The sequence below is a fragment of the Tsukamurella sp. PLM1 genome (genome assembly GCF_023168325.1).
Classification (GTDB): Bacteria; Actinomycetota; Actinomycetes; order Mycobacteriales; family Mycobacteriaceae; genus Tsukamurella.
Genome location: NZ_AP025688.1, coordinates 2,890,837 through 2,917,017, shown reverse-complemented (window position 1 = coordinate 2,917,017; position 26,181 = coordinate 2,890,837). Strand labels below are relative to the sequence as shown.

Annotated in this window: 24 protein-coding genes and 2 pseudogenes; 18 read left to right on the top strand and 8 right to left on the bottom strand. The window is 69.6% G+C overall.

The window, feature by feature from the left end:
* Positions 1 to 2 precede the first annotated feature (2 nt).
* Positions 3 to 1,897, bottom strand: a pseudogene (locus MTP03_RS15015) (glycoside hydrolase family 15 protein).
* Between MTP03_RS15015 and MTP03_RS15010 the strand changes: the two are divergent.
* The 12 genes from MTP03_RS15010 (at position 1,880) to MTP03_RS14955 (ending at position 13,471) form a co-directional block, all read left to right on the top strand.
* Positions 1,880 to 2,275: a hypothetical protein gene (locus MTP03_RS15010; protein ID WP_248488941.1), complete on the top strand. Its 396-nt coding sequence runs from the start codon at positions 1,880 to 1,882 to the stop codon at positions 2,273 to 2,275. The pseudogene MTP03_RS15015 and the gene MTP03_RS15010 overlap by 18 nt on opposite strands.
* A gap of 187 nt (positions 2,276 to 2,462) precedes the next feature.
* Positions 2,463 to 3,527, top strand: a complete 1,065-nt coding sequence (locus tag MTP03_RS15005) for a sulfate ABC transporter substrate-binding protein (RefSeq protein ID WP_248492215.1) — start codon at positions 2,463 to 2,465, stop codon at positions 3,525 to 3,527.
* Positions 3,527 to 4,318 (top strand): sulfate ABC transporter permease subunit CysT, encoded by a 792-nt coding sequence (cysT, locus tag MTP03_RS15000; protein WP_248488940.1) that lies wholly within the window; start codon positions 3,527 to 3,529, stop codon positions 4,316 to 4,318. Before MTP03_RS15005 ends, cysT begins: the two co-directional genes overlap by 1 nt.
* Positions 4,315 to 5,133: a sulfate ABC transporter permease subunit CysW gene (gene cysW, locus MTP03_RS14995; RefSeq protein ID WP_248488939.1), complete on the top strand. Its 819-nt coding sequence runs from the start codon at positions 4,315 to 4,317 to the stop codon at positions 5,131 to 5,133. The genes cysT and cysW overlap by 4 nt, the downstream gene beginning before the upstream one ends.
* A complete protein-coding gene (locus MTP03_RS14990) occupies positions 5,123 to 6,121 on the top strand; it encodes a sulfate/molybdate ABC transporter ATP-binding protein (protein ID WP_248488938.1) in 999 nt (332 codons plus the stop codon). The genes cysW and MTP03_RS14990 overlap by 11 nt, the downstream gene beginning before the upstream one ends.
* Before the next feature lie 36 nt (positions 6,122 to 6,157).
* Complete coding sequence (locus MTP03_RS14985) at positions 6,158 to 6,637, top strand: DUF1707 domain-containing protein (RefSeq protein WP_248488937.1); 480 nt, start codon at positions 6,158 to 6,160, stop codon at positions 6,635 to 6,637.
* Positions 6,589 to 7,032 carry a hypothetical protein gene (locus MTP03_RS14980; RefSeq protein ID WP_248488936.1) on the top strand — a complete coding sequence of 148 codons (444 nt, stop codon included), beginning with the start codon at positions 6,589 to 6,591 and terminating at the stop codon, positions 7,030 to 7,032. Before MTP03_RS14985 ends, MTP03_RS14980 begins: the two co-directional genes overlap by 49 nt.
* 39 nt (positions 7,033 to 7,071) lie before the next feature.
* Entirely contained in the window at positions 7,072 to 8,310 is a 1,239-nt protein-coding gene (locus MTP03_RS14975; RefSeq protein WP_248488935.1) for a GNAT family N-acetyltransferase, read from the top strand.
* A 356-nt stretch (positions 8,311 to 8,666) separates the two neighbouring features.
* Positions 8,667 to 9,149: a hypothetical protein gene (locus tag MTP03_RS14970; RefSeq protein ID WP_248488934.1), complete on the top strand. Its 483-nt coding sequence runs from the start codon at positions 8,667 to 8,669 to the stop codon at positions 9,147 to 9,149.
* 16 nt (positions 9,150 to 9,165) lie between these two features.
* Positions 9,166 to 10,278: a hypothetical protein gene (locus MTP03_RS14965; protein WP_248488933.1), complete on the top strand. Its 1,113-nt coding sequence runs from the start codon at positions 9,166 to 9,168 to the stop codon at positions 10,276 to 10,278.
* Between the two features lie 163 nt (positions 10,279 to 10,441).
* Positions 10,442 to 12,556, top strand: a complete 2,115-nt coding sequence (locus tag MTP03_RS14960; RefSeq protein WP_248488932.1) for an FtsK/SpoIIIE domain-containing protein — start codon at positions 10,442 to 10,444, stop codon at positions 12,554 to 12,556.
* A gap of 183 nt (positions 12,557 to 12,739) precedes the next feature.
* Positions 12,740 to 13,471, top strand: a complete 732-nt coding sequence (locus MTP03_RS14955) for a hypothetical protein (protein WP_248488931.1) — start codon at positions 12,740 to 12,742, stop codon at positions 13,469 to 13,471.
* A 303-nt stretch (positions 13,472 to 13,774) separates the two neighbouring features.
* Here the strand turns inward: MTP03_RS14955 and MTP03_RS14950 are convergent, their stop codons facing one another.
* Genes MTP03_RS14950 through MTP03_RS14935 form a run of 4 tightly spaced genes read right to left on the bottom strand, consistent with a single transcriptional unit; the run spans position 13,775 to position 18,453 of the window.
* Positions 13,775 to 15,052: a sulfate adenylyltransferase subunit 1 gene (locus tag MTP03_RS14950; RefSeq protein ID WP_248488930.1), complete on the bottom strand. Its 1,278-nt coding sequence runs from the start codon at positions 15,050 to 15,052 to the stop codon at positions 13,775 to 13,777.
* Entirely contained in the window at positions 15,052 to 15,993 is a 942-nt protein-coding gene (gene cysD / locus MTP03_RS14945; protein ID WP_248488929.1) for a sulfate adenylyltransferase subunit CysD, read from the bottom strand. Before cysD ends, MTP03_RS14950 begins: the two co-directional genes overlap by 1 nt.
* Positions 15,990 to 16,691, bottom strand: a complete 702-nt coding sequence (locus tag MTP03_RS14940; protein WP_248492211.1) for a phosphoadenylyl-sulfate reductase — start codon at positions 16,689 to 16,691, stop codon at positions 15,990 to 15,992. The genes cysD and MTP03_RS14940 overlap by 4 nt, the downstream gene beginning before the upstream one ends.
* Before the next feature lie 40 nt (positions 16,692 to 16,731).
* Positions 16,732 to 18,453 (bottom strand): nitrite/sulfite reductase, encoded by a 1,722-nt coding sequence (locus MTP03_RS14935; protein WP_248488928.1) that lies wholly within the window; start codon positions 18,451 to 18,453, stop codon positions 16,732 to 16,734.
* Positions 18,454 to 18,723: 270 nt separating this feature from the next.
* On the opposite strand from MTP03_RS14935, the gene hemW reads away from it, so the two are divergent.
* Positions 18,724 to 19,905 (top strand): radical SAM family heme chaperone HemW, encoded by a 1,182-nt coding sequence (gene hemW, locus MTP03_RS14930; protein ID WP_371820773.1) that lies wholly within the window; start codon positions 18,724 to 18,726, stop codon positions 19,903 to 19,905.
* A 1-nt stretch (position 19,906) separates the two neighbouring features.
* Here the strand turns inward: hemW and MTP03_RS14925 are convergent, their stop codons facing one another.
* The 3 genes from MTP03_RS14925 to MTP03_RS14915 all read right to left on the bottom strand — a co-directional run bounded on the left by MTP03_RS14925 (position 19,907) and on the right by MTP03_RS14915 (position 21,708).
* Positions 19,907 to 20,644: an SIMPL domain-containing protein gene (locus tag MTP03_RS14925; protein WP_248488927.1), complete on the bottom strand. Its 738-nt coding sequence runs from the start codon at positions 20,642 to 20,644 to the stop codon at positions 19,907 to 19,909.
* Between the two features lie 68 nt (positions 20,645 to 20,712).
* Entirely contained in the window at positions 20,713 to 21,345 is a 633-nt protein-coding gene (locus MTP03_RS14920; protein ID WP_248488926.1) for an SIMPL domain-containing protein, read from the bottom strand.
* A gap of 12 nt (positions 21,346 to 21,357) precedes the next feature.
* Positions 21,358 to 21,708 (bottom strand): type II toxin-antitoxin system VapB family antitoxin, encoded by a 351-nt coding sequence (locus MTP03_RS14915; protein ID WP_248488925.1) that lies wholly within the window; start codon positions 21,706 to 21,708, stop codon positions 21,358 to 21,360.
* A 63-nt stretch (positions 21,709 to 21,771) separates the two neighbouring features.
* On the opposite strand from MTP03_RS14915, the gene hrcA reads away from it, so the two are divergent.
* The 5 genes and pseudogenes from hrcA to MTP03_RS14890 all read left to right on the top strand — a co-directional run bounded on the left by hrcA (position 21,772) and on the right by MTP03_RS14890 (position 26,150).
* On the top strand, positions 21,772 to 22,806 hold the full coding sequence (gene hrcA / locus MTP03_RS14910) for a heat-inducible transcriptional repressor HrcA (protein ID WP_248488924.1): 1,035 nt from the start codon (positions 21,772 to 21,774) through the stop codon (positions 22,804 to 22,806).
* A 114-nt stretch (positions 22,807 to 22,920) separates the two neighbouring features.
* Positions 22,921 to 24,087 carry a molecular chaperone DnaJ gene (gene dnaJ, locus MTP03_RS14905; RefSeq protein ID WP_248488923.1) on the top strand — a complete coding sequence of 389 codons (1,167 nt, stop codon included), beginning with the start codon at positions 22,921 to 22,923 and terminating at the stop codon, positions 24,085 to 24,087.
* A gap of 6 nt (positions 24,088 to 24,093) precedes the next feature.
* Positions 24,094 to 24,869: pseudogene (locus MTP03_RS14900) on the top strand (16S rRNA (uracil(1498)-N(3))-methyltransferase).
* A 55-nt stretch (positions 24,870 to 24,924) separates the two neighbouring features.
* Positions 24,925 to 25,653, top strand: a complete 729-nt coding sequence (locus tag MTP03_RS14895) for a S9 family peptidase (RefSeq protein WP_248488922.1) — start codon at positions 24,925 to 24,927, stop codon at positions 25,651 to 25,653.
* A gap of 77 nt (positions 25,654 to 25,730) precedes the next feature.
* The gene (locus tag MTP03_RS14890; RefSeq protein ID WP_248488921.1) at positions 25,731 to 26,150 is read left to right on the top strand and encodes a hypothetical protein; all 420 of its coding nucleotides are present in this window, start codon (positions 25,731 to 25,733) and stop codon (positions 26,148 to 26,150) included.
* The last annotated feature ends 31 nt before the right edge of the window (positions 26,151 to 26,181 follow it).

Sequence of the window (26,181 nt, the reverse complement as noted above, 5' to 3'; positions counted from 1 at the left end):
TGCTAGGGCGTGGGGTGCGCGGGGAGGAAAGCCGAGGCGTCGTGCCCCGCCTCCTCCGCTCGGATCACGTGCACGACCGCGTTGATCAGTGCCAGGTGGGTGAACGCCTGCGGGAAGTTGCCCAGGTGCGCGCCCGTCGTCGGGTCGATCTCCTCCGCGTACAACTTGAGCGGCGACGAGTACGCCAGCAGGCGTTCGCACAGCGTGCGGGCGCGGGCCGTCTCCCCGATCTCCACGAGCGCCGACACCAGCCAGAACGAGCAGATCGTGAACGTGCCCTCCTCACCGGACAGCCCGTCGTCGGTCTCCTCCACCCGGTAGCGCAGGACCAGGCCGTCCTCGGTGAGCTCATCGGCGATCGCGAGCACAGTGGCGCGGACTCGCGGATCGTCGGACGGCAGGAAACGCAACAGCGGCACGAGCAGGAGTGAGGCGTCCAGCGCCGGCGCGCCGTAGCGCTGGGTGAACACGCCGCGCTCGTCCACGCCGTGCTCCAGGATGTCGGCCTTGATCACGTCGGCCTGTTTCGCCCACTCGCGGGCGTAGTCGTCCTCGCCGTGCATCACCGCCAGCTTCGCGCCGCGGTCGAGCGCGACCCAGCACATCACCTTGGAACTGGTGAAGTGCTGCGGTTCGCCGCGCACCTCCCAGATGCCGCGGTCGGGCTCGCGCCAGTGCTTCAACGCCTCCTCGACCTGCTCCTTGAGCACCGGCCACAGCGCCTCCGGGATCCGTTCGGTCGACTTGGTGTTGAGGTACACGGAGTCCAGCATCGTGCCCCAGATGTCGTGCTGGCGCTGGTCGAACGCCCCGTTGCCGATCCGGACGGGCCGCGCACCGTCGTACCCCGAGAGGTGAGTGAGCTCCTCCTCCGGCAACGACCGCTCCCCGCCGACGCCGTACATCACCTGCAGCGGGTGTCGCTCGCCGTTGTTCGCCCCCGAGACGTCGGCGATGAACGAGAAGAAGTCGTCGGCCTCCCTGTCGAGGCCCAGCGTGTAGAGGCCCCACAGTGCGAACGTCGAGTCCCGCACCCACGCGTAGCGGTAGTCCCAGTTGCGCACCCCGCGCGGCGTCTCCGGCAGCGAGGTGGTGGAGGCCGCGAGCAGCGCTCCGGTCGGCGAGTACGTCAGGCCCTTGAGCGTGAGCGCCGAACGCTGCAGGTAGGAGCGCCAGGGGTGGTCCGGGAACTGGCCCACGTTGACCCACTGCCGCCACGACTCCGCCGTCGACCACATCTTCTGCGCGGCCTCGGGATAGGTCTGCGGAACCGGGTGCTTGCTCCACGACAGCGCGACGAAGATCTCGTCGCCCTCCTTCATCCGGGTGCGCGCGCGGGCCTCCCGGCCCTCGAGGCCGAGCCGCATGTTGGTGGTGAGCTTGAGCTCGGGGTGCTCGTCGGGATGGGTGCGGGCCCGGGCCACCGCCTCGCCGTACCCGTCGGCGGAGTAGGACCACTCCGCCCCCGCCCGGTGGTAGTCGAACGCGGGCTCGCAGTTGAGCTGCAGTTCGACGGTGCCCGACACGCACCGCGCGGTGCGCAGCAGGATGTGCTCGGCGTCCCAGTCGGTGGGGTCCGGCGGTGCGTGCGCGAGCGGGTCTGCGTGTCGTGCCAGGGCCCCATGACGAGCGCGTCGCGCACGATGAGCCAGCCCGTCGAGGTCTGCCACGTGGTTTCGAGCATGAGGCTGCCCGGGAGGTACCGGCGGTCCACGGGCACCAGCACCCCGTACGGCGCGAGGCGGAACGACCCGGCGCCGCGGTCGAGGATCGCGCCGAACACACTCGGCGAGTCCGGCCGGGGGATGCACATCCACTCGACGGTGCCGTCGCGCGCGATCAGGCACGTGTTCTCGCAGTCGGAGAGGAACGCGTAGTCGTGGATCGGCGGGAACACCGCGTCACCGAGCGGGGAGTGTCGGTGATCAGCGCGTCGGCGCCGAGCGAGTCGGTGGTCGAGTCGTCGTTCGTCGATGACATGCACACCATGATGGGGCACGGCGGCCGGTTCGCGCAGGACGGTCGCTACGCTGGTGTGGTGCACGGACTGGCGCGATGGTGGGACTCGGTGGAGCTGTGGCTCACCGGTCTCCCGTTCGCCCTGCAGGTCGGCCTGGTGATGGTTGTACTCTCGCTGATCGCAATTCTGGTGGTGCGGGTGCTCAGCGCGCTCATCGACCGGGTGGCCGACGTGCTGGACGCTCGCCTCGCGCGTGCGGAGCGTGCTGATGTCGCAGGTCGTGGACCTGGAGAAGGGAACGATGACGGTGTCTGACGGAGGCCGCGGGTGGCGGGCGCTGGTGCCCAAGTCGAAAGTCACCCTGGCGCTGATCGCGCTGCTGGTGCTGCTCGTGGTCGCGTGGGCCGTGACCCTCTGACCCCGGTCCGTACGATTCTCGCCTGATGAGTCCCCTGCAGGAGAACGGCGAGAAGTGTTGAGACCCACCCTCCGGGGCCGCGCGATGGGCATCGTCGCCGTCGCCCTGACCGTGCTGCTCACGGCGTGCGGGGGCGGCTCCACCGATGACCCGCACGGCGTCGACATCTCCAGCGGCGACAAGCGGGTGAACCTGGTCGCCTTCGCGGCGCCCAAGCCCGCTTTCGACGTGGCCATCCCGCTGTTCCGCGAGACCAACCCCGACGTGGGCTTCTCGCAGTCCTACGGCGCGTCCGGCGACCAGTCCCGCAAGGTCGCACGCCACGTGCCCGCCGACGTGGTGAACCTGTCCGTGGCGCCGGACGTCACCCGGATCGTCAAGGCCGGACTCATCGACAAGGACTGGGAGAAGGCCTACCCGCGGCGGTCCGTGCCCGTGACCTCCCTCGTCGCCGTCGTCGTCCGCCCCGGGAACCCCAAGGGCATCCACGACTGGGCGGACCTGCTCAAGCCCGGCGTCGAGGTGGTCACGCCGAACCCGGCGAGTTCCGGCTCGGCGAAGTGGAACCTCCTCGCGCCGTACGCGGCGCTGTCGAACGGCGGCCAGGAACCCGAGAAGGGACTGGCCTTCGTCAAGGAGCTCATCCGCGATCACACGACAGTCAGCCCCGGCTCCGGCCGCGACGCCACCTCCGCCTTCGAATCCGGCCAGGGCGACGTGCTGCTCAGCTACGAGAGCGAGGCGGTGCTGCTGCAGCGGCAGAGCGAGAGGGACGGCAAGCCCCGGCCCGAATACTTCATCCCGCCGCAGTCCTTCCGCATCGACCTGCCGGTGGCAGTGGTGAACACCGCCCAGTCTCCCGAGGCCGCGAAGCGCTTCGTCGACTTCCTGTTCTCGCCGCCGGCGCAGCGCGCGATCCCGACGTCGGGGTTCCGGGCCGGAGACCCCGCGATCGCCGCCGAGACCGCGCACCTGTTCGGCGCCCAGCCGCAGCGGCTGTGGACCATCGACGAACTCGGCGCCGTGCTCGGCCGGGGCACTGCCGCGAAGAACAACGGCACGGACCTCGCCGGGTGGGCCGCGGTGGACGCCGCTCTGTTCGGTGACAAGGGCGCCATCGCGACCGCCTACAAGACCGGGGGCAAGTGATGCGCGCGCTGATCAATCCGCTGCGCATCGGCGTGGCCTGGCTGTGGATCTCGCTGATCGTGCTGCTGCCCATCGCCGCGATCACCACCAAGGCCTTCGACGACGGCTGGTCGGGCTTCTGGGACGCGCTCACCGCGAAGAACGCCGTCTCGACGCTGGTGATCACCGTCTGGGTGGCGCTGCTGGTGACCCTCATCAACGTGGTGATGGGCACCGTCATCGCCTGGGTGCTGGTGCGGGACGACTTCCCGGGCAAGGGCGTCGTGAACGCGCTGATCGACCTACCGTTCGCGCTGCCGACCATCGTGGCGTCCATCGTGCTGCTCTCGCTGTACGGGCCGGACAGCCCCGTCGGGCTGACCCTGAACGCGACCCAGCCCGCGATCGTGATCGCGCTGGCGTTCGTGACGCTGCCGTTCGTGGTGCGGCAGGTGCAGCCCGTGCTGATCGAGCTCGACCGGGAGGTGGAGGAGGCGGCGGCGTCCCTCGGCGCCCCGAACCGGGTGATCGTGCGCAAGATCGTGATCCCCACCCTGCTCCCGGCGATCCTCTCGGGCGCCGGCCTCGCCTTCACCCGCGCCATCGGCGAGTTCGGCTCCGTCGTTCTCGTGGGCGGCAACATCCCCGGCGAGACGCAGGTGGCGTCGCAGTACATCCAGCAGCAGCTCGAGGTGGACAACCAGGTCGCGGCTTCCGCGGTGTCGGTGGCGCTGCTCGCCATCGCGTTCGTGCTGCTCGCCGCGATGCGGTTCTTCGGATCGCGGGGCGCGAAGCGGGAGGAGCAGGAGTGAACCTGTCGAAGAAGACGGTGCTGAGCCTGCGCGGCGTCGCGCTGCTGTACCTGCTGGTGCTCCTGGTGCTACCGATCGGCGTGATCCTGTACCGCTCGTTCGAGCGCGGTTTCGGCGAGTTCTGGGACTGGATCACCACGCCCGCGGCGATCTCGGCGCTGCAGCTGTCGGTGCTGATCGTGGCGATCGTGGTGCCGCTCAACGTGGTGTTCGGTGTGCTCACCGCGCTCGCGTTGGCGCGCGGGAAATTCCGCGGCAAGGCCGCGCTGCAGGCCGCCGTGGACCTGCCGTTCGCCGTCTCGCCCGTGGTGGTGGGCGTGGCCCTGATCATGCTGTGGGGCGTGGGCGGCTGGTTCGGCGGCATCGAATCCCTGGGCTTCCGGGTGATCTTCGGGTTGCCCGGCATGGTGCTCGCCACCACCTTCGTGACGCTGCCGTTCGTGGTCCGCGAGGTGGAGCCGGTGCTGCACGAGATCGGCCAGGATCAGGAGCAGGCCGCGGCGACGCTCGGCGCGAACGCGTGGCAGACCTTCTGGCGGATCACGCTGCCCGCGATCCGCTGGGGCCTGACCTACGGCGTGGTCCTCACGATCGCCCGCGCGCTCGGCGAGTACGGCGCGGTGCTGATGGTCTCCTCGAACTTCCCGGGCATCTCGCAGACGCTCACGCTGCTGGTGAGCTCGCGCAACCACGACGACTACAACACGTTCGGGGCCTATGCGGCCGCGACGCTGCTGATGCTGCTGGCGCTCGTCGCGCTGGTGGTGATGACCCTGCTCGAAGCGACCCGCAGGAGGAACCGCGATGACGATTAGCGTGGTAGGCGCGAACAAGCACTACGGTGACTTCGCCGCCCTGGACGACGTGTCCCTGGACATTCCCGACGGCTCGCTCACCGCGCTGCTGGGCCCCTCCGGCTCGGGCAAGTCGACGCTGCTGCGGTCCATCGCGGGCCTCGACCGGCTCGATTCCGGGCGGGTCGAGATCAACGGCGTGGACGTCACGAACGCCACGCCGCAGGAGCGCGACATCGGCTTCGTGTTCCAGCACTACGCCGCCTTCAAACACATGACGGTGCGCGAGAACGTCGCGTTCGGGCTGAAGATCCGCAAGCGCCCGGGGGCCGAGGTGAAGGCCAAGGTCGACGACCTGCTCGAGGTCGTGGGGCTCAGCGGCTTCCAGACCCGGTACCCGGCGCAGCTGTCCGGCGGTCAGCGGCAGCGCATGGCGCTCGCTCGCGCGCTCGCGGTCGATCCGCAGGTGCTGCTGCTCGACGAGCCGTTCGGCGCCCTGGACGCGAAGGTGCGCGACGAGCTCCGCGCGTGGCTGCGGCGCCTCCACGACGAGGTCCACGTGACGACCGTGATCGTGACGCACGACCAGCAGGAGGCGCTCGACATCGCCGACCGCATCGCCGTGCTCAACAAGGGGCGCATCGAGCAGGTGGGCACGCCGGAAGACGTGTACGACCGCCCGGCGAGCACGTTCGTGATGTCGTTCCTCGGCTCGGTCGCGAAGCTCAACGGAGTGCTCGTGCGCCCGCACGACATCCGCGTGGGCCGCACCCCGGAGCTGGCGCGTGCGGGCGGGTTGACGTCCGAGGAGGCGGGCGTGCTGCGCGCCGATGTCGAGCGGGTCGTGTACCTGGGCTTCGAGGTGCGGGTGGAGCTGCGCAACGCGGCGACGGGCGAGCGTTTCCACGCCCAGATCACCCGCGGCGACGCCACTGCCCTGGACCTGTCGGAGGGCGACGCGGTGTACGTCCGCGCCACGCACGTGCCGGAGATCGCGGCGCAGAAGTAACACAGGAGTGCGATCGACGGATGTACGGTCGTGAACATGTCGGGGCGGGATGGGGAACTCCGCGCTCGGGACGTCGACCGGATGTGGGCGATGGCCCGGCTCGACGAGGCCTTCACCGAGGGCCAGCTGACGACCTCGGAACACCTCGCGAGGCTGGCGAGCGCGCGGGACGCGGCCCTCGTCTCCGATCTCGACGAGCTGCTGGGTGACCTGCAGCTGCCGGCGGTGCCGGACGCCCCGGGCGGGAGGAAAGAGGCCGGGAGGAGCGCGGACCGTCGGGCGCAGTGGCGTGCGCGGGCCGTGATCGGTGTGGTGGCGGTGGCGGTCCTGGGGCTGCTCGGATCGCTGACCGCCGCGTGGATGCTGCGGGAGGAGACACCGGCGAACGGGGAGACCGCGCCGCGGCCGTCGCCCTCCCGCCGGCCGCCGATGGGCTCGTCGGCGGGCAGATGTTCACCGCGGCGGGCATGGACGAGGTGGTGGTCGCGATCCGGAAGAAGTTCGGCACCACTGTGATCCAGGGTGTTCACTTCTACCGCGACCAGGCGGTGGTGCGGATCCCGGAGGCGCAGTCGCCGGTGGGTGCCGCCTGGTACACGTACTCGCTGGGCGGGGCTTTCCACGGCCGTGAGGTGTACGGCGGGCTCTCCCCGGGGTCGGACCCCGGAGCGCGGGTGGACGTCGCGAAGCTCGACACCGCGCGGATCGCGGCGCTCATCGCGTCAGCGCCGGACCGGCTGGGGCTGACCACGGCGCGCGTGTCGCCGAACGAGCGATTCCGCGTCACCGTCAGCGGCGACGGTGGCGGTGAGATCTGGATGGGCATCAACTCCAACGGAATGGACTCGCACCTCGTCGCGGGCCTGGACGGAACGATCCTCGGCGTCCACCGATGCGGATGGGGTTGCTGAGCGGGAAACCCGGTCGTGTGCGCCGGTAACGTTGTCGGTATGACCGATTCGAACGGTATCGAGTTCCAGCGCGTAACCACCCGCGAACAGCTCCAGGGCTTCCACGACTGCGCGGCAGTCGGATTCCAGAGCCCAATGCCCAACGCGGAGGCGTGGTTTGATGCCGTCGTGCCGCAGCTCGACGTGCTCGACCACCGCGCCGCTGTAGACCGCGGGCGGACCGTCGGTACGTTCCTCTCGTTCGACCAGTCGCTGACCGCGGTCGGGGGCGCGCCGGTGCCGGCCCGTGCTGTCTCCGCGGTGACGGTGCTGCCCACGCACCGTCGGCGCGGCATCCTAGGCGCGCACATGCGCGGGTGCCTCGCCGACGCAGAAGCCGCGGGCCTTCCCGCCGCGACGCTCATCGCCGCCGAGTACGCGATCTACGGCCGGTACGGGTTCGGGCCGAGCACCGAGGTGGTGGACTACCGGATCGTGGTGGACCGCACCAGGTTGCCGGAACGGTCCGGGGACGAGCTGCGGTACGTGGACGGCGAGGAGCACCTGGCGGCCGCGGACCGCATCCGGGAACGGCTGACGATCCCGGGCCGCGTCTCGCGGCTGCCGCTCAACGGGCGGATGGCCGCGGGCCTGATCGGCAAGGGCGACACCAAGCAGCGCCTCGTGCTGCGCCGCGGCGGCGACGTGGCCGGCGTGCTCACCTACGGTGTGGAGGGCAAATGGACCGATTCGCGGCCCGACTCCGTCGTCACCGTCTCCGAGCTGCTGGGCGTCGACGCGGCCGCCGAGCGGGACCTGTGGGCGTTCGCGATGAGCATCGACTGGGTCGCCGCCGTCGTGGCCCCGCAGCGCGCCCTTGACGACCTCGTGACCACCGTTCCCGCCGACCCGCGCACCGTGCAGGTGTCCAATCGCAGTGACCTGCTGTGGATCCGGCCGCTCGACGTGCCCGCGCTGTTCTCGGCGCGCAACTACGCCGCCCCCGGTCGGCTCGTGCTGGACGTGACCGATCCCGGGTACGACGGTGCCGGTCCCGGCCCGGCGCACGGGCGGTTCGTCATCTCCACCGACGGTGGCGCTGGGACCTGTTCGGCCACCGACGAGCCCGCGGATCTCGCGTTGGACGTCACAGACCTGGGGCGGCTCTGGCTCTCCGATGAGCCGGTATCCCGGCGCGTCGGGACCGGGGCGATCCGCGAGCTCACCGGCGGTGCCGCCGCCCGCGCCGATCTCATGCTGCTGAGCCCGCGTCGGCCCTGGGCCGTCGAGCACTTCTGATGCGCGATCCCTCGACCTCGAGAGCGAGATTCACCTGGTGGCGGATCAGGTGCGGGAGGCGGTCCTGGATTCCGGTCCGGTCGGTCCGGTGCCGACCTGGCCGCGGACTTCTCGGGGGGGCTCCGCTGCGGGCGCGCGTGCGTGATGGAATCGCGGTGTGGGAGAGCGTAGATGGCGCTGAGCGATACGTGATCGGCGAGCAACCAGTGGGTCGATAGTCGTCACCATTTCCGTCACTCTCCGGTTTCGTCCGAGATGGACAGAGGATTGTTCGTGTTGCGATTGATACACGCACAACATGTTGTATCTTCGTTGAGGGATGGAAGGGGAGCCCATTGACTTCGGAGCTACTGACAGTGGGGCAGTTTCTCGGTTACAGGACCCGCGACGAGGCGGTCGGGGTGGTCTTCCGGCTGGGGGATCGTCAGATCGACGTGCCGGCGGACGGGCCCGATCTCGAGTCGCTGATCGTCTCTTGGCCCGGACGCGTCCGTGGATCCGATATCGGTGCGACGGTCCTGTCTGCAGCGCGGTCACGGGGCCTAGTCGTCGACCTCGCGGACGCCTGGTCTCGTGCGACTGAATTTCAGGCCGTGGCGCTCGGCAGAGTTGCCGCGGTATCGACTGATGTCCAGCACGTTCTGGTTGACCGGAACGGTGACCTCCGGATGGTCACACCGCTCGAATTCTCGGTCTGGGTATTGGCGCCGAGACTGTACACCCTCGCGGAACTCGCTGAGGTCCTGCGGAGCGGTGGCGACGAAATCGACGTGCTCGAGTCACTACGCCTGCTCGCGTCCAAGAATCTGATTGCACTTGATGAGGCTACGTCCGGGTGACATCGTGCGGATACCCGTGGAGCAGTGGGACGAAGAGCTCACCGAGAAGATCCGTTCTCGAAGGGCGTCGCAGAAGCATGGCTTCGTTGACGCGCTGACGTACCTCTCCTTCCGTGACCATCACGGCGACTACAGCAATGTCGGGCAGCACAACCTGGGACAGCGAGGGGTCGGCGCAATCGCAGCGACCCGCGACGTATGGAACGCGCACCAAGCGTTCCGTGCTAAGGCGCGCGAATTGCGGGATCAACAGCGCGAGGACGTGGCTCGCCTTCGCGCTGACGACAGCGTCGGCGACTTTAGGTGGCTGGGCAAGCGGATTGCTATGGCTGGCGGATACCGAACCCGACGACTGATACTGCGGGGAGTGGCTGTGCAGCAGGCACTGCCGGCCCTGTCATATCTCCACACCGTCGGGACGCCCGTCGCGGCCCAAGCGGGCCAGATTCTCGGTGCCTCCGCAATTCTGACCGGAACCGCGTCGGCAGCGGCCACTTCAGTCGCCGCTGCCGCCACCGCCGCTGCGCCGTTCGTGCTCGTGGGCGTTCCAGTTCTTCTCGCGGCGGCCGCGGCGATCGCGGTCGCGCGGCGCTATCACGCTCGGACCACGGAATCAGTGCGGGCCGGCGGGAGCGGTCCGGATTCCGAGGCTCTCGAGTCCGGTGGTCCAGCGCCAGCGGGCGGCGATCCACCGCCGGATGATTCACTGCCGAACGGTTCGCCACAGAGCAGTGCTTCACGGGGCGATCCGCCGGCCCGCGAGTCGACCGCGATACCCACGAACACGAGCGACGACCGAGAACAGATCGACACCGGAGCGGCGACGGGCGCCGCTGGCGGCTCTCACGGAAGGGGAACGACCATGGCTGGGAACGGCGCGAATGTCACCATCGAGGCGATGGAACAGGTCAAAAAGGCGATCGCAGAGTTCCTGGAGCAGATCCAGGATACGCACGAGCAGCTCAAGACAGCACTGGGTGATGCTGAAAGTGCTTGGAGCGACGAGAAGTTCAGACACGTCAACGAGCAGGTCGAGGAGCAGCTCGCAAAATTCGAAACGGATCCGTTCGAGGAGCTGACCACGTACATCGACGGCAAGATCCAGGCGATCGAGGACTACTCTTCGTGAATCCTGAGAGCCCGAGCGCGCGGCTCCGCAGCCTGTTCGCTCTCAGGTCGACGGTGGCCTCGGTCTCGCCGAGCGGCGGCGTGCCGCAACAGCAGCAGCGGATCAAGAGCGTCGCGCTGCAGACGAGAGATTCCGTAGCGCGGCAGCGCTAACCGCGAAGGAGTTGGCGGACTTCGGTCCCCGTTCCGCGGTCTCCGCGGTCGGCGACAGGTCTGTGCGCGACGCCGCAACTGCGTTCTCTGCTGTCTGTGTTGGTACATTTCGTCCTGCCGGCGCGATCGTGTCGGGTGTGGCAGGTGGCGAGCCCTTCGACTTTCTGGAACCCGGTGCGCCTGCGCCGTTCCTGTTCGGCGACTTCCTGACCGCCCCCAGGCTGGTCGTCGACGCTGATAGAACTTTCAGGACCGATGTTCTTGGGATCGTCTCGGCCGCATTCATCTCCTGCTTCCCGGCCTCGAAAGTCCTTGTCATCGACACTGCGACGATGGGTAGCGATCTCGGCGCCCTCGCACCGCTGTCGCGCTCGGGACTGGTTGAGCGTGTAGCGGTCTCGCGTCGCGATCTCGACGGAGTCATCGACGACGTTCAGGAAATCATCTCGACGAACGCACGCGTGATCGAACACGTCGGCCGGACGATCGCTGACGTGGAGGCGTCGGTACACGCGACGTCCATCACGCCATTGCTCGTTGTGTGCACTGAGTGGGATAGTCTTCCCGACGCGCTGCGCGAACGGCTCTGGCAGGTGATGGTCAATGGGCCGCGCGTAGGCGTGTTCTCAGGCATCGGCGCGGGTGCGAAGCCGGAAGGCCTTGCGGAAGTAGCTATTCCCAACAGCACGATCATCGGCGGCATGGGCATGGTCCACCACGGCGCGGAGCTTCTCTACGGATCGATCCAGCTCCGCCCCGCGAATGAAGTGGTGGAATCAGCGATTGCCGAAGTGTCGGCAGTGCTCGAAGAGCTTCGCGACGCCCAGCGCCGGACAGGATTCCGTGAAGCGCTGCTGGATCGGGAGTCCATGCATGGGACGCGGGCAGACGGAGCGATCGGTACTCCGATCGGCAGGGACGAGGCCCGCGAACCGCTCGTTCTGCGGCTTGACGCGGAGTCCCCGGATGCGCACGCGATCGTGGTCGGGCGCACGGGATCCGGGAAGAGCAAGCTGCTGCATACGATCGTGAGTGGTCTCGCGTACCGCTATCCTCCGGAGGACCTGCGCATGGTGCTGATCGACGGGAAGAACGGGGTCGAGTTCGCGACCTACGTCCGCCGCGACCACGTACTCCCTCACATCGACATTGCGGCCGTCGAGTCGAATCAGGCCACTACGCTCTCACTACTCCGCTGGGTGGCTAACGAAATGTCCAGCCGGTATTCGCGATTCAAGCGCGCGGGCTTCAAGGACATCGTGCGTTACAACGCCGCGAATCCCGAAGGCCGGGTGCCGCGGCTCGTCGTCGTGATCGACGAGTTCCAGGCGACGCTCCAGGATCCGGAGTACGGCGGTGAAGCCGGATCGGTCCTCCAGGCCATCGCGCGCCAGGGGCGAGCGGCGGGACTTCACCTGATTCTCGCGAGTCAGTCGCTCGCGAACGTCTCGGCGGGTGCGCGCAACAAGTCGATTTTCGATCAGCTGACAGTCCGGTTGGTTCTTCCGTCCGATCAGGACACGAGCATCGCCATGCTTGGCGACCGGTCCGGCGCCGCCATCTCCGGTCCGGGGCGGTTGATCATGCGCACCGATGCCACGGTTCGCCGCGGACAGGTCCTGATCGACACGGACGCCACCCACCGCGAACTCATCGACGACATCCGAGAGAATGCGGCGCGAACCGACTACGCCGCGGTGACACCACGTGTGTTCCCCGGGGCCGACGGTATCGATCCGAACGAGGACCCGACCATGACGGGGGCGATCGAGCGCGGCGACCTCGTCGTGGGGACTTCCCTAGTGCTCGAACACGAAGCCCTTCTCCCGCGCGAGTCCGCTGCGGCCGGAATCGTCGCCGTCATCGCGCCGGACGCGGCCGACCGGACGAAGCTCGCAAGATCCATCGGCGCCAGCATCGGTGTAGTGGCGCTCCTGGTCACGAAACTTCGTGGCTGCGCTCGGTTGCCGACGGCGCCTCGCGGCTATCGCCGTTGTGGGCCGTGGACCTCACCGACCCGCTTGTGTCCGCCTTCGGTGATCCGCTCCCTGCCGCAGGTGGGGTGGTGTTCGCCGCGTCGGTGGACGACCTGGCGGCAAAATTATTCGTCGGCGAACGACCGATGAAGCAGGCCGAACTTGTGAGATCGACCGTGCGTTACTGGGTCGCGGACGGCAGGCTCATCGACCGGGTCCCCACTATCGGTAGCAAGGACCGACAGCAGGTGAACCCGGGCACCTTCGTGCTGCATTCGGAGACCGACTTCGCGATTCACAGCCCTCGCCTCTTCATTCCACACGATTGGTCACATGTCGATGTTTGATTCCTACGCGGAGGTGTGCGCTCGGCTTGCTCAGCAAGGCGCGGCCGCCATCGAATCCGCAGCTCGAGCTGAGGCCGCTGCGCATCGTCTCGTCGCCGACGAACGTCCGATCACAGATGCACTGGCATCGACCTCGATGCCGTCCTGGATGTTCGACGACATCGCGGCTGCATCTGTTGCGGAGCTCAGCGCGGCCAGCGTGCCATCGGAGATGACGACCATTCCCGACCCCGCAGCGCTCGATCGCGAGATGGAGCGGCTGTACCCGCAGGCGGTCAACGCGGAGTCCGCCCCGTTCGTCAGCCGGAACTCGTACCGACTCGCCATTGCGCCTCCTCCCACCTCAAGTGGCGGGGGCGCGGGAATCGCCGTTGGTCTCAGCCTGTTCTTCTTGATCGTCGCTGCCTGCACTGGACAGCCAGTGCTCGTGTTCCTCGTGTTTCTGGGGGCCGGCGCTTATATCTGGTACCGGACTCACACCGCCAATCAAGATCCCGTGCGACAACTACAGGCGTGGAGCCGGGGCCAGGCATCTCAGGGCAATGAAGTTGTCCAGGTCGTCGCGATGCGTCAGCTGCTTGCGAACAGGTCGATAATCTACCCCGCTTCCGGCGGTGCTCGAGCGGTCGTCGGGCAACCGATTGTTCAGCAGGTTGCGGGGAAGCCCGTGCCGGTTTTCATCGCTCTCCGGGACGGAAGAGTAGTCGGGTACTTCTGACCAACGGCAGACCGCCAAACTGATAAGCGCGAGGTCCGAATCGGGCGGTCCCTTGCGTGGCGTGCGGTGGGGGAGACGTTGGCGTGCAGTGGGGGAGTCGGCGTCGCGCGGGGGACGTTCGAGCCCCTGTCGAAGGCACGGCTTCTGGCAGGGGTACGAACGCACGGGTCGCTGTTCGGCGCGGCGCGGGGGACGAACGGTCACGGCGTTCCGGAGGTGGCTGTCCGGGGTGGACAGGACCCGAGTGCGGCGCGAAAGGCACCCGGCGACTCCGGCGGAGTCGGCGGGTGCCTTCGTTCGGTCTCAGACCAGGTGGGACAGGGCGTTCCCGACCAGGCCCGCGGCGAGGGTGTTGCCGCCGGCGGGGTCGATGAGCAGGAACGAGCCCATCTCCCGGTTGACGTCGTAGTCGTCGGCGACGATCGGCTCCGCGGTCTGGATGGAGATGCGGCCGATCTGGTTGAGCTCCAGTGTCTCTCCGGTGCCCACACTGAGGTTCTGCTCGTCGAACACGGCGTCCAGCCCGCCGACGATCGCCTGCGTGGTCTTGGTGCCGTGCTTGAGCAGCAGCCGCGCGCCGATGCGCAGCGGCTTCTCGGCCAGCCAGCACACCGTCGCCTCGAACTGCTGGCGCGGCTCCGGGGCGTCGGCGGCGGAGACGATCACGTCGCCGCGGCTCACGTCCACGTCGTCCGCGAGCACGACCGTCACCGAGCGCCCGGTGTGTGCGGAGGCGAGCTCGCCGTCGGGGGTGTCGATGCGCTCGACCCGGCTCCGGGTGCCGGCGGGGAGCACGAGCACCTCGTCGCCCACGTCGACGGTGCCCGCCGCCACCTGACCGGCGTAGCCGCGGTAGTCGGGGTACTCGGGGGTGCGGGGCCGGATCACGTACTGCACCGGGAAGCGGAAGCCGATGGGCTTCGTGTCCGGGTCCGTGGGGATCGACTCGAGGTGCTCGATGAGCGACGGTCCGTCGTAGTAGGGCGTCTGGTCCGAGCGCGAGGCGACGTTGTCGCCGTGCAGGGCCGACACCGGGATCGCGTGGACGGCATCGTCGGCCCACCCGAGCGAGCCGGTGAGCGCCCGGAACTCGGCGGAGATCTCCTGGAACACCGATGCGGGGTCCTCCACCAGGTCGATCTTGTTGACCGCGAGCACGAGGCGCGGAACGCCCAGCAGCGACAGCACGGCGGCGTGCCGGCGGGTCTGCTCGATGACGCCCTTGCGCGCATCGGTCAGCAGGATCACGACCTGCGCGGTCGAGGCGCCGGACACCGTGTTGCGGGTGTACTGCACGTGCCCGGGGGTATCGGCGAGGATGAAGGACCGGTTGGGCGTCGCGAAGTAGCGGTAGGCCACGTCGATCGTGATGCCCTGCTCGCGCTCGGCGCGCAGGCCGTCGACCAGCAACGACAGGTCCGGGGTGTCGAGGCCCTTGTCGACCGACGCGCGGGTGACGGCGTCGATCTGGTCGGCGAGCACCGACTTCGTGTCGTAGAGCAGGCGCCCGACGAGGGTGGACTTGCCGTCGTCGACGGAACCCGCGGTGGCGAGACGCAGGAGGGCGGGGGCGCTGCTCATCAGAAGTAGCCTTCCTTCTTGCGGTCTTCCATGGCGGCCTCGGAGACCCGGTCGTCGCCGCGGGTGGCGCCGCGCTCGGTGAGGCGCGACGCCGCGACCTCGGCCATGATCTGCTCGTTGGTCGACGCGGTGGACTCGATCGCGCCGGTCGTGGAGCCGTCGCCCACGGTGCGGTACCGCACCGACAGGGTGCGCACCTGCTCGCCGTCGCGGGCCCCGCCCCACACGCCGGAGGTCATCAGCATCCCGTCGCGGTCGAACACCTCGCGCTCGTGCGCGTAGTAGATCGACGCCAGCTCGATGTCCTCGCGGGCGATGTAGCGCCAGATGTCCAGCTCGGTGAAGTTGCTGATCGGGAACACGCGCACGTGCTCGCCCGGCGCGTGCCGGCCGTTGTACAGGTTCCACAGCTCGGGGCGCTGCCGCTTCGGGTCCCACTGGCCGAAGGCGTTGCGCAGCGAGAAGATCCGCTCCTTGGCGCGGGCCCGCTCCTCGTCGCGGCGGCCGCCGCCGAACACGGCGTCGAAGCGGTTCTCGGAGATGGCGTCCAGCAGCGGCACCGTCTGCAGCGGGTTGCGGATGCCGTCGGCGCGCTCCTCGAGCCGGCCGTCGGCGAGGTAGTCCTCGACCTTCGCCACGTGCAGGCGCAGGTTGTACTTCTCGACCATCCGGTCGCGGAAGTCCAGCACCTCGGGCAGGTTGTGCCCGGTGTCCACGTGCAGCAGCGCGAACGGCAGCGGCGCGGGCCAGAAGGCCTTCACCGCGAGGTGCAGCAGCACCGTCGAATCCTTGCCGCCGGAGAACAGGATGACGGGCCGCTCGAACTCGCCCGCCACCTCCCGGAAGATGTGGATGGCCTCGGACTCCAGCGCGTCGAGCGTGCTGAACTCCGTGGGGTCGCCAGTGGACACGATCGGCTCCGTGGGCTCAGTGATGGTCATGAGGCGTGCAGTCCGCATTCTGTCTTGGTCGAACCGGCCCAGCGGCCGCTTCGAGGATCGGAACCCGGGGCGGGCTTGTTCGTGCAGGGCTGGCAGCCGATCGACGGGTAACCCTCGTCGACCAGCGGGTTCACCAGGATGCCGTTCTCGGAGATGAACTCCTGCATCTGCTCGTCGGACCAGTCCACGATGGGGTTCACCTTGAGTAGCCCGAAGCCCTCGTCGAACGAGATGAACGGCGCGTTCGCGCGGGTCGGCGACTCGACGCGGCGGATGCCGGTGACCCACGCGCGGTAACCCTTCAGGGTCTCGCGGAGCGGCACGACCTTGCGCAGGTTGCAGCACTGCGCCGGGTCGCTCGCGAAGAGGTCCTTGCCGACGGTGGCGTCCTGCTCGCCGACGCTCTGGTCCGGGGTCACGTTGAGCAGTTCCACCTCGTAGATCGACTCGACTGCATCGCGCATGCCGATGGTCTCCGGGAAGTGGTAGCCGGTGTCCAGGAAGAGCACCTTGGGCCGGTCCTGGACCTGCTTGGCGAGGTGCACCAGTACCCCGTCCTGCATGTTGGACGCGACCACGAAGTCCTCGCCGAACGTGTCCAGGGTCCACTGCAACAGCGTGAGCGCGTCGGCGCCCTCGAGCTCCTTCGCGGCGCGGTCCGCGAGCGCGCGCAGGTCGTCCGCGTCGCGTCCGGTCAGGGGTTCGACGGTGACTGTGTCGCCGAGTCCGCTCGTGCGCTCATCGCAGGTCCTCCTCCGCGGCGCGCGCCACCCACTGCGCGAACCGCTCGTCGCCCTCGCGCTGCTCGGCGAACTTGCGCACCACTCGTTCCACGTAGTCCACGACCTCGGTCGCGAGCACCTTGTGCGCCCGAAGCTTGCGTCCGAACCCGGTGTCCTCGCCGAGGCTGCCACCAAGGTGAACCTGGAACCCCTCGACGTGATTCCCGTTGTGGTCGTCCACGAGCTGGCCCTTGAAGCCGATATCGGCGATCTGAACCCGCGCGCAGCTGTTCGGGCAGCCGTTGACGTTGATGGTGATGTTCGTGTCGTGCAGCTCGTTGAGATCGGCGAGCCGCTTCTCCAGCTCGGGCACGAGCGACTGGCTGCGGCTGCGGGTCTCGGTGAACGAGAGCTTGCAGTACTCGAGGCCGGTGCAGGCGATGAGGTTGCGGCGCCAGCGCGACGGGCGGGCCGTCAGCCCGACCTTCTCGAGCGCCGCCTCCAGGCCGGCGACCTTGTCGTCGGGCACGTCGACGACCACGATCTTCTGGTACGGCGTGGCCCGCACGCTGTCGGTGCCGGCCTCCTCCATGGCGTCGGCGATGGCGTCGAGGGCGTCCGCCGACAGGCGGCCCGAGACGGCGGAGAAGCCCACCGCGTTGAGCCCGTTGCTCTGCTTGGTCACGCCCACGTGATCGATGGTGAACTTCGGCGGGGTGGGGGCGGGGCCGTCGATCAGCTTGCGACCCAGGTACTCGTCCTCGAGGATCTGCCGGAACTTCTCCGGTCCCCAGTCCTTCATCAGGAACTTCAGCCGCGCCTTGCTCCGCAGGCGGCGGTACCCGTAGTCGCGGAAGATGGCGACTACGCCCTCCCAGACGTCGGGCACCTCGTCGAGCGGCACCCACACGCCGAGGCGCTGCGCGAACATCGGGTTGGTCGACAGGCCGCCGCCGACCCACAGGTCGAGGCCGGGGCCGTGCTCGGGGTGGTGCACGCCCACGAAGCTGACGTCGTTGATCTCGTGCGCCACGTCCTGCAGGCCCGAGACGGCGGTCTTGAACTTGCGGGGGAGGTTCGAGTACTCGGGGTTGCCGATGTAGCGGCGCTTGATCTCCGCCAGCGCGGGCGACGCGTCGAGCACCTCGTCGGGGGAGAGGCCGGCCAGCGGCGAGCCGAGCATGCCGCGCGGGCAGTCGCCGCACGCCTCGATGGTCTCGAGCCCGGCCTCCTCAAGGCGACGCCAGATCTCCGGGATCGACTCGATCTCGATCCAGTGGTACTGGATGTTCTGCCGGTCGGTGATGTCGGCGGTGCCGCGGGCGAAGTCGCGGGAGATCGACGCGAGGGTCCGGACGCCCTTGAGGCTGAGGTTCCCGCCGTCGGTGCGCACGCGCATCATGAAGTACGGCGCCTCGATGAGGTCCACGTGGTTGTCGCCGCTGTAGCTGCCGTCGAACCCCTCGGCGCGCTGGGTGTACAGACCCATCCAGCGGAATCGGCCGCGCAGGTCGGCCTTGTCGATCGAGTCGAAGCCGGCCTTGGAGTAGATGTCCAGGATGCGGCGCCGCACGTTGAGCGGATTGTCGTCGCGCTTGGACTGCTCGTTCGGGTTCAGCGGGGTCCGGTAGCCCAGCTTCCACTGGCCCTCGGACTTGCGCTGCGCCGGTCGCTTGCGGGCCGGGCGTGTGGGGGCCGTCGTGGCGGCAGGGGCAGGGGCGTCGGTGGTCGACGTCATGACAGACTCCTGGATTCAGCGGATGGTGCGCCGGGGCTGACGGCGCAGAGCGACTTCGTAACGCGCGACGGGCGTCAGGAATCAGGGCCGACAGCTGCTGCTGCAGACCCGCAGGTAGTCGATGTGCCGGCGCGATGCCAGCAGCTCACCCTGTCCATCCATCGAGATCATTGTGCCACCGGTCGGTACGGAAATGGGAATCGGGTTTTGCTCGCCCGTGCGTGAAACTCCCGTGAAACTCGGCCGCCGCGCACCTGCCAGACTGATCGGGTGTCAGTGCCCTCGGTCTCCTCGGTCCCCGCGCTCGGCCGGCTCGACGGTGACTCCGCGCCGTTCGGGCTGTACCTGCACGTCCCGTTCTGCGCGACACGCTGCGGATACTGCGACTTCAACACCTACACCGCCGGCGAGCTCGGGAACACGTCGTCGCCGCAGGCGTGGGCCGCGGCGATCGACGGCGAGCTGGCCCGCGCCCGCGACACCGTCGGCGACGTGGAGGTCTCGACAACGTTCGTCGGCGGCGGCACCCCGTCGCTCCTGGGCGGCGAGGGGCTCGCCGACCTTCTCGCGACGGCCCGTCGGCACTTCAGGTTCGCGGACGACGCGGAGGTGACCACCGAGTCCAACCCCGAGTCCACCTCGCCGGAGTTCTTCGCCCGGCTGCGCGACGCCGGGTACACGCGCGTGTCGCTGGGCATGCAGTCCGCGGCCGCGCACGTGCTCAAGGTACTGGACCGCAGGCACACCCCGGGGCGGGCCGTGGCCGCGGCGCAGGAGGCCCGGGCCGCGGGCTTCGAGCACGTGAACCTGGACCTGATCTACGGCACGCCGGGGGAGACCGACGACGACCTGCGCGCCTCCCTGGACGCGGTGCTCGACGCCGGTGTGGATCACGTCTCCGCGTACGCGCTGATCGTCGAGGACGGCACTGCGCTGGCCCGCCGGATCCGCCGCGGCGAGGTGCCCGACACCGACGACGACGTGCTCGCGCACCGCTACGAGCTGCTCGACGGTGCGCTGCGGGCCGCGGGCTTCGAGTGGTACGAGGTGTCGAACTGGTCCCGCTCTGAGGCGGGCCGGTGCCGGCACAACGAGCTGTACTGGGAGGGCGCGAACTGGTGGGGCGCCGGGCCCGGCGCGCACGGCCACGTCGCCGGAACGCGGGTGTGGAACGTCAAGCACCCCGCCCGGTACGCCGACGCCGTCGCGCGCGGCGAACTGCCCATCGCCGGCCACGAGGTGCTCACCGATGAGGACCGGCACGTCGAGGACGTGATGCTGCGCGTGCGCATGCGGTCGGGCATCCCGCTCTCGGTGCTGCGGCCCGACGAGGCCGCGCGGGCCGAGGAGGAGGTCACCGTCGGGAACCTGGAGCGGGACGGCGACGCGTACGTGCTCACCGACGCCGGGCGGCTGCTCGCCGACGGGGTGGTGCGCCGGATCCTCGGCTGATCTACGACAGCTGCCACACCACCGTGACCGTCACGGTGAGTGACTGCTCGCCGACCTCGATCGGAACGGCCGACGCGGCCGACGGCGCGGGGGTCATCGTGTAGTTGCGGCTGGTCGTGGGCCTGGGCGCGGCGCCCTCGGTGATGGTGCGTACCTCGCCGAGCTTGCCGCCGGACAGCTTCGCGTACTGCTCGGCGCGGGTCTTCGCCTCGGCGAAGGCCTTGTCGCGGGCGGTGGCCTTGAGTGCGGCGTCGTTCTCGATGTCGAAGCCCACGGAGCTGATCCGCGTCGCATCGCCGCCCGCGGTCGCGAGGTCGCCGAGCAGCTTCGACGCCGTGTCTACCTTGCGGACCTTGACCGTGAGCGACTGCGTCGCCTGGTATGACATGATCGCCCGGTCGGTGCCGTAGCGCGGGTCGACCTTGACGTTCGCCGTCGCGATGTCCTTGTCCTCGACACCGTTGGCCTTCGCGGCGTCGATCACCTTCTGCGCGCTCGCGGAGGCGTCGTTGAGGGCCGTCGTCACATCGCCGGCCTCGTGCTGGACCGCGAGCTGGACCGTGAGCACGTCCGGCTTGCCCGACGACTCGCCGACGCCGACGGCCGTGATCTCGCGCGGGGAGTCGTTGGAGGTGGCGGACGACCCGCACGCCGTCACCGATCCGCCGAGTGCGACCGCCGCGAGCAGTGCGGCGATGACGCGCAGTTTCCGTGCCGTGCTGGATCTTGAGTTCGCCATGCCACTCAGGGTGGCAGCGGCGGCGTGCCGCCGCAGCGGTTCGCGGGTTACGGCAACCGGGAAGACGGTTACGCCAACTCCCATTCGACGGTGACCCGCGCCGTGATCGTCTGTCGGCCCGCCTCCAGTGCGGGGCCGGCCGACGGTCCGCCGCCGGCCCGGGCGGCCAGCATCACCTCCGGCCGCGGCGCCGCGGGCGCCTCGTCGGTGATGGACAGCACCGCACCCAGCGCGTTCCCCGAGAGCCGCGCGTACTGCTCGGCGCGGGCCCGCGCGTCGGCGAACGCAGCCTCGCGGGCCCGGGCAGCGGGGGCGGCACCGTCGGACAGGGTGAAGGTGACGGAGCTGATCCGGGCCGCGTCCCCGGCGGCGGTCGCGGCGGCCTGCAGGACGGCGGCGGCCCCGGCGGTGTCCCGGACGGTGACGGTGAGCGACTCGCCTGCCGTGTACCCCTCGAGCCGGCGGTCCTCCCAGGGCCCGGTCTCGACGGCCTGCAGCGTGAGGTCGGCCGTCGCGACGTCGGCGGGCGCGACCCCGGCGGCGCGGACCGCGGCCACCACGGCGCGCGCGGCCTCGCCGGCCCCGGTGAAGGCGGTGGCGACGTCGTCGGCGCGAACCTGGACACCCACCTGCGCCACCACCGTGTCCGGGGTCGCGAAGGCCTGTCCGGTGCCGGTCTGGCGGATCGTGCGGTGCGTCATGGTCGGGTCCTCTCAGTCGCGACGTGCGTGCTTGCCGTGACCCTCCGGGGCCGGCCGCGGCGGAGTGCCGGGCGGGAGGGTGTGCACGCGGCAGTGCAGCACCTCGCGGCCGCGCAGCGCGGACCGGACGGCGCGGTGCAGCCCGTCCTCCAGGTACAGGTCCCCGTTCCACTGCACCGCGTGCGGGAAGAGGTCGCCGTAGAAGGTCGAGTCCTCGGACAGCAGCCGGTCCAGGGCCAGCACGGTGGTGGTGGTGACCAGGTCCGACAGGCGGACCTGCTGCGGCGGGATCTGCGACCATTCGCGGGGTGCGAGACCGTGATCGGGGTACGGCTTCCCGTCGAGTACGCCCTTGAAGATCACGGCTTGACTCTAGCCCGCGTAAGCTGGACATTCGAAGATTGCAGGCGAAAGGAGCGCGTGGGGATGTCGAGCACGGAGGATCGGCGTTTCGAGGTGCTCCGGGCCATCGTCGCGGACTACGTCGAGACCCACGAGCCCGTCGGGTCGAAGGCTCTCGTCGACAGGCACCAGCTGGGCGTCTCGAGCGCCACGGTCCGCAACGACATGGCGGTGCTCGAGGCCGAGGGCTACATCACGCAGCAGCACACCAGCTCCGGGCGGATCCCCACGGAGAAGGGTTACCGGCAGTTCGTCGACCGGATCGCGCAGATCAAGCCGCTGTCGCCGGCGGAGCGCCGGGCGATCCTGCAGTTCCTCGAGACCGGGGTCGACCTCGACGACGTGTTGCAACGCTCGGTCCGGCTGCTCGCGCAGCTCACCCGACAGGTCGCGGTGATCCAGTACCCGGTGCTCAGTTCGGCGCGGGTCCGGCACCTCGAGGTGGTGGCGCTCGCGCCCACGCGGCTGCTGCTCGTGGTGATCCTGGACTCGGGCCGGGTCGAGCAGCGGCTGGTCGAGCTCGGCGGGCCCGCGTCCGACGAGGACATGTCGCGCCTGCGCGAGCTGTTCGGCGCCGCGGTGCAGGGCAAGCTGATCCCCGACGCGTCGATGGCCGTCGCGGACCTGGCGCCGCTCGCGTCCCGGGATCTGCGCGACGCGGTGATCCGGGTGTCGACGGTGCTGGTGGAGACGCTGGTGGAGCGTGCGGACGACCGCCTGGTGCTCGGCGGCACCGCCAACCTCACGCGGAACGCGGCCGACTTCGACGCGGTGTCCGGATCGCTGCGGAGCGTGCTCGAGACGCTGGAGGAGCAGGTGGTGGTGCTCAAGCTGCTCACCTCGCGGCAGCAGCCGGGCACGGTGTCGGTGGCGATCGGCTCGGAGACGCAGGACGAGAACCTGCGCGGCGCGTCGGTGGTGTCGACGGGGTACGGCGCTCCGGGGACGGTGTTCGGCGGGCTCGGCGTCCTGGGGCCGACGCGGATGGACTACCCGGGCACGATCGCCTCGGTCGCGGCGGTGGCGCGCTACGTCGGCGAGGTGCTGGGCGACCGCTGACCTGCGCTGACCAGGCCGAATCGTCCTCGGGCCGGGCGGAGTGGAATCATGGGTTGAGTGCGGTCCGAGCAGGTCCGCGAGATGTCGTCGAGTTCGTTAGAGGGATTAGCCGCTGTGGCACGTGATTACTACCGCATCCTCGGGGTCGATTCGAAGGCCTCCGACCAGGAGATCAAGCGCGCGTACCGCAAGCTGGCCCGCGAGCTCCACCCCGACGTGAACCCGGACGATGCGGCACAGGAGAAGTTCCGCGACGTCTCCGACGCGTACGAGGTGCTGAGCGACCCCGAGAAGCGCCGCGTCGTGGATATGGGCGGCGACCCGCTCGACAGCTCGCCGGGCGGCGGCTTCGGCGCCGGCGGCTTCGGGGGCGCCGGGTTCTCCGGTGGCCTGGGCGACGTCTTCGAGGCGTTCTTCGGCGGTGGCATGGGTGGCGGCGGACGCGGCCCCCGCGGCCGCGTCCGCGAGGGCAACGACGCGCTGATCCGCATGGAGCTGAATCTCGACGAGTGCGCGAACGGCGTGAGCCGGGAGCTCACCGTGGACACCGCGATCCTCTGCGACAAGTGCCACGGCGCCGGCACGGAGGGCGACAGCAAGCCCACCACGTGCCCCACCTGCCAGGGCGCGGGCGAGGTCCAGTCGGTGCAGCGCTCGTTCCTCGGCCAGGTCATGACGTCGCGGCCGTGCCCCACCTGCGGCGGCGTCGGCGAGATCATCCAGAACCCGTGCAGCAAGTGCAGCGGCGACGGGCGGGTGCGCACGCGCCGCAACCTCACCGTGAAGATCCCCGCCGGCGTCGGCGACGGGATGCGCGTGCGGCTGGCCGGCCAGGGCGAGGTCGGCCCCGGCGGCGGCCCGGCGGGTGACCTCTACGTGGAGGTGTCCGAGAGCGAGCACGAGTTCCTCGTTCGCGACGGCAGCACCCTGCACGTGACGGCCCGCGTCCCGATGTTCGATGCGGCGCTCGGCGCCGAGGTCACCGTGCCGACGGTGATCGACGGCGAACTCACCGTCGAGGTCCCGGCCGGCACCCAGACCGGTGACACGAAGGTCCTGCGCGGCCACGGCATGCCGCAGGTCAACTCGCAGACCCGGGGCAACCTCGTCGTGCACTTCGACGTGGCGGTCCCCGCCCGGCTGGATCGCAAGCAGACGGAGAAGCTGCGCGAGCTCAAGGCGCTGTTCCCGGGCGAGGGCCCGCACGCGGCGCGCCGCGGCGGCGGCGAGCAGGCCGGCGGCATCTTCTCCCGCCTGCGCGACACCTTCGTCGGGCGGTAGACCCGAGTGGCGGCCACCGTCTTCCTCGCGGACCCGCTGCCCGCGCCCGGCGAGGAGTACGTCCTCGCCGGAGACGAGGGCCGGCACGCGGCCGCGGTGCGCCGAGTCCGGGTGGGCGAGGAACTCGTCCTGTCCGACGGTGCCGGCGGCCTCGCAAGGTGCGAGGCGACCGCGGTGGGCAGGGGGAGGTGACGGTCCGCTGCTCCGAGGCGTGGACGGTGCCGCCCGCGTCGCCCCGCGTCGTGCTGGTGCAGGCGCTGCCGAAATCCGACCGGTCCGAGCTGGCGGTCGAGCTCGCCACCGAGGCGGGTATCGACGCGATCGTCCCGTGGCAGGCGGCTCGCTGTGTCTCCCGGTGGGACGGCGGAGGGGCCGGTGGGAAGGGCGCCGGCAAGGCGGAGAAGGGCGTCTCCCGGTGGCGCGCGGTCGCGCGGTCGGCCGCGAAACAGGCACGGCGAGCGTACGTTCCAGAGATCCACGACCTGGTGACCACACGGGAACTCGTTCCACTACTCACCAGTATGGATGCGAATGTAGTTGTCTTGCATGAGGGTTCGGCGGTGCCTCTGGGTAAGGTTGACTTCTCAGTAACCGAAACCGTCGTTATCGTGGTGGGGCCGGAGGGCGGAATCAGCCCCGAGGAACTGGATGCCCTGGTCGGAATGGGTGCGCAGCCCGCGCTCCTCGGCCCGACGGTGCTGCGGACCTCCACCGCCGCCGCCGTCGCGCTGGGTGCTCTGGGAGTGATGACAGACAGGTGGTCCGGCACGCCGCCGGACTGATCGACCGGATCGGCGGGTGCCGTCCGGCGCTGGGACGAAGGAGTGCTCGGACACGATGGCGCGTCGCATCTTCTACGGCAGCGAGGAATCGCAGCACGGGCACTTCTATCCCGGCGACAAGGATAAGCCGCTGATCACGCTGGTGCACGGTGGCTTCTGGCGGAGCCTCTACACCATGAAGATGGAGGCGAAGGTCGCCAAGGACTTGAGCGACCGCGGCTACCCGGTCTGGAACGTCGAGTACCGCCGCGTCGGGGAGCCCGGCGTGACGTGGCCGATCCTCAGTCAGGACGTGCTCGCCGCGATCGACTACGGCACGGCCAAGCTGGCCAAGGGCGCCGGGCACATCGTGGCCGCGCACAGCGCCGGCGCCACCCTCGCGGTCTGGGCGGCCGCGCAGCGTCCGGACGACCTGCTGGGCGTGATCTCGCGCGGCGGCGTGCTCGACCTGATCGAGCGCGGCGACGGCGACCAGTCGATGCGGCTGCTCTTCGACCTCGGCCCCAACGCGAATCCGCGCCTGCTGAGGCGGACCTTCGCGGAGGCGAGCCCCGTGGGTCAGATGCCCTTCGCCACGCGGGTGCGGGTGCTGCACGGCCGGCTCGACGAGCAGGTGCCCTACCAGCTCTCCGAGTGGTTCCTGCAGCAGGCGCAGGAGAACGGCATGAACGACGTGACCATGACGATGATCGAGGGCGAGGGCCACGACGACTTCCTCGAGCCCGGATCGAAGGGACACAAGGCCACCGTGGCCGCCATCGAGGAGCTGTCCGCCGCGCCGTAACGGCGCGCGATCTCTCCACGACGTTCTGTAGAGACAGCAACGGAACGAGGTGGGAGAGCACGATGCGCGTACGCACGATGATCGGCACGACTACCGCGGCGCTGGTCGGCGCGGCCGGCCTGGCGGCGGGAGGCGGCACGGCGGCCGCGGACCCGCAGGCGTGTCGGGCGGACGGGCGGATGTCCGTCATGGCCGTGCAGGAGATGACGGGGTCCGTGCCGGGCCACGGCCCCGACACCCCCGTCCCTGGGAAGGCGCGGATCGAGATCAGCGTCCCCGAATGGAAGCAGACGCCGTGGACGGGCACGGTCTCCTGGCACGACCCCGTCACCGGAGCCCGCGGTGTCCTCGGACCCGAGCGGCCGCATCCCGTCGCTCCGGCCTTCACCACGTTCTACGCGGTGCCGACGGGGCCGGGGACCAAGACGCTGACCGCGTCGGCGACCGGCCACGGCGGCGAGACGCTGACGTGTTCGGGCACGTTCACGATCCGCTGAACCGCCCGGGCGAATCTCAGAGGCGGTGCGG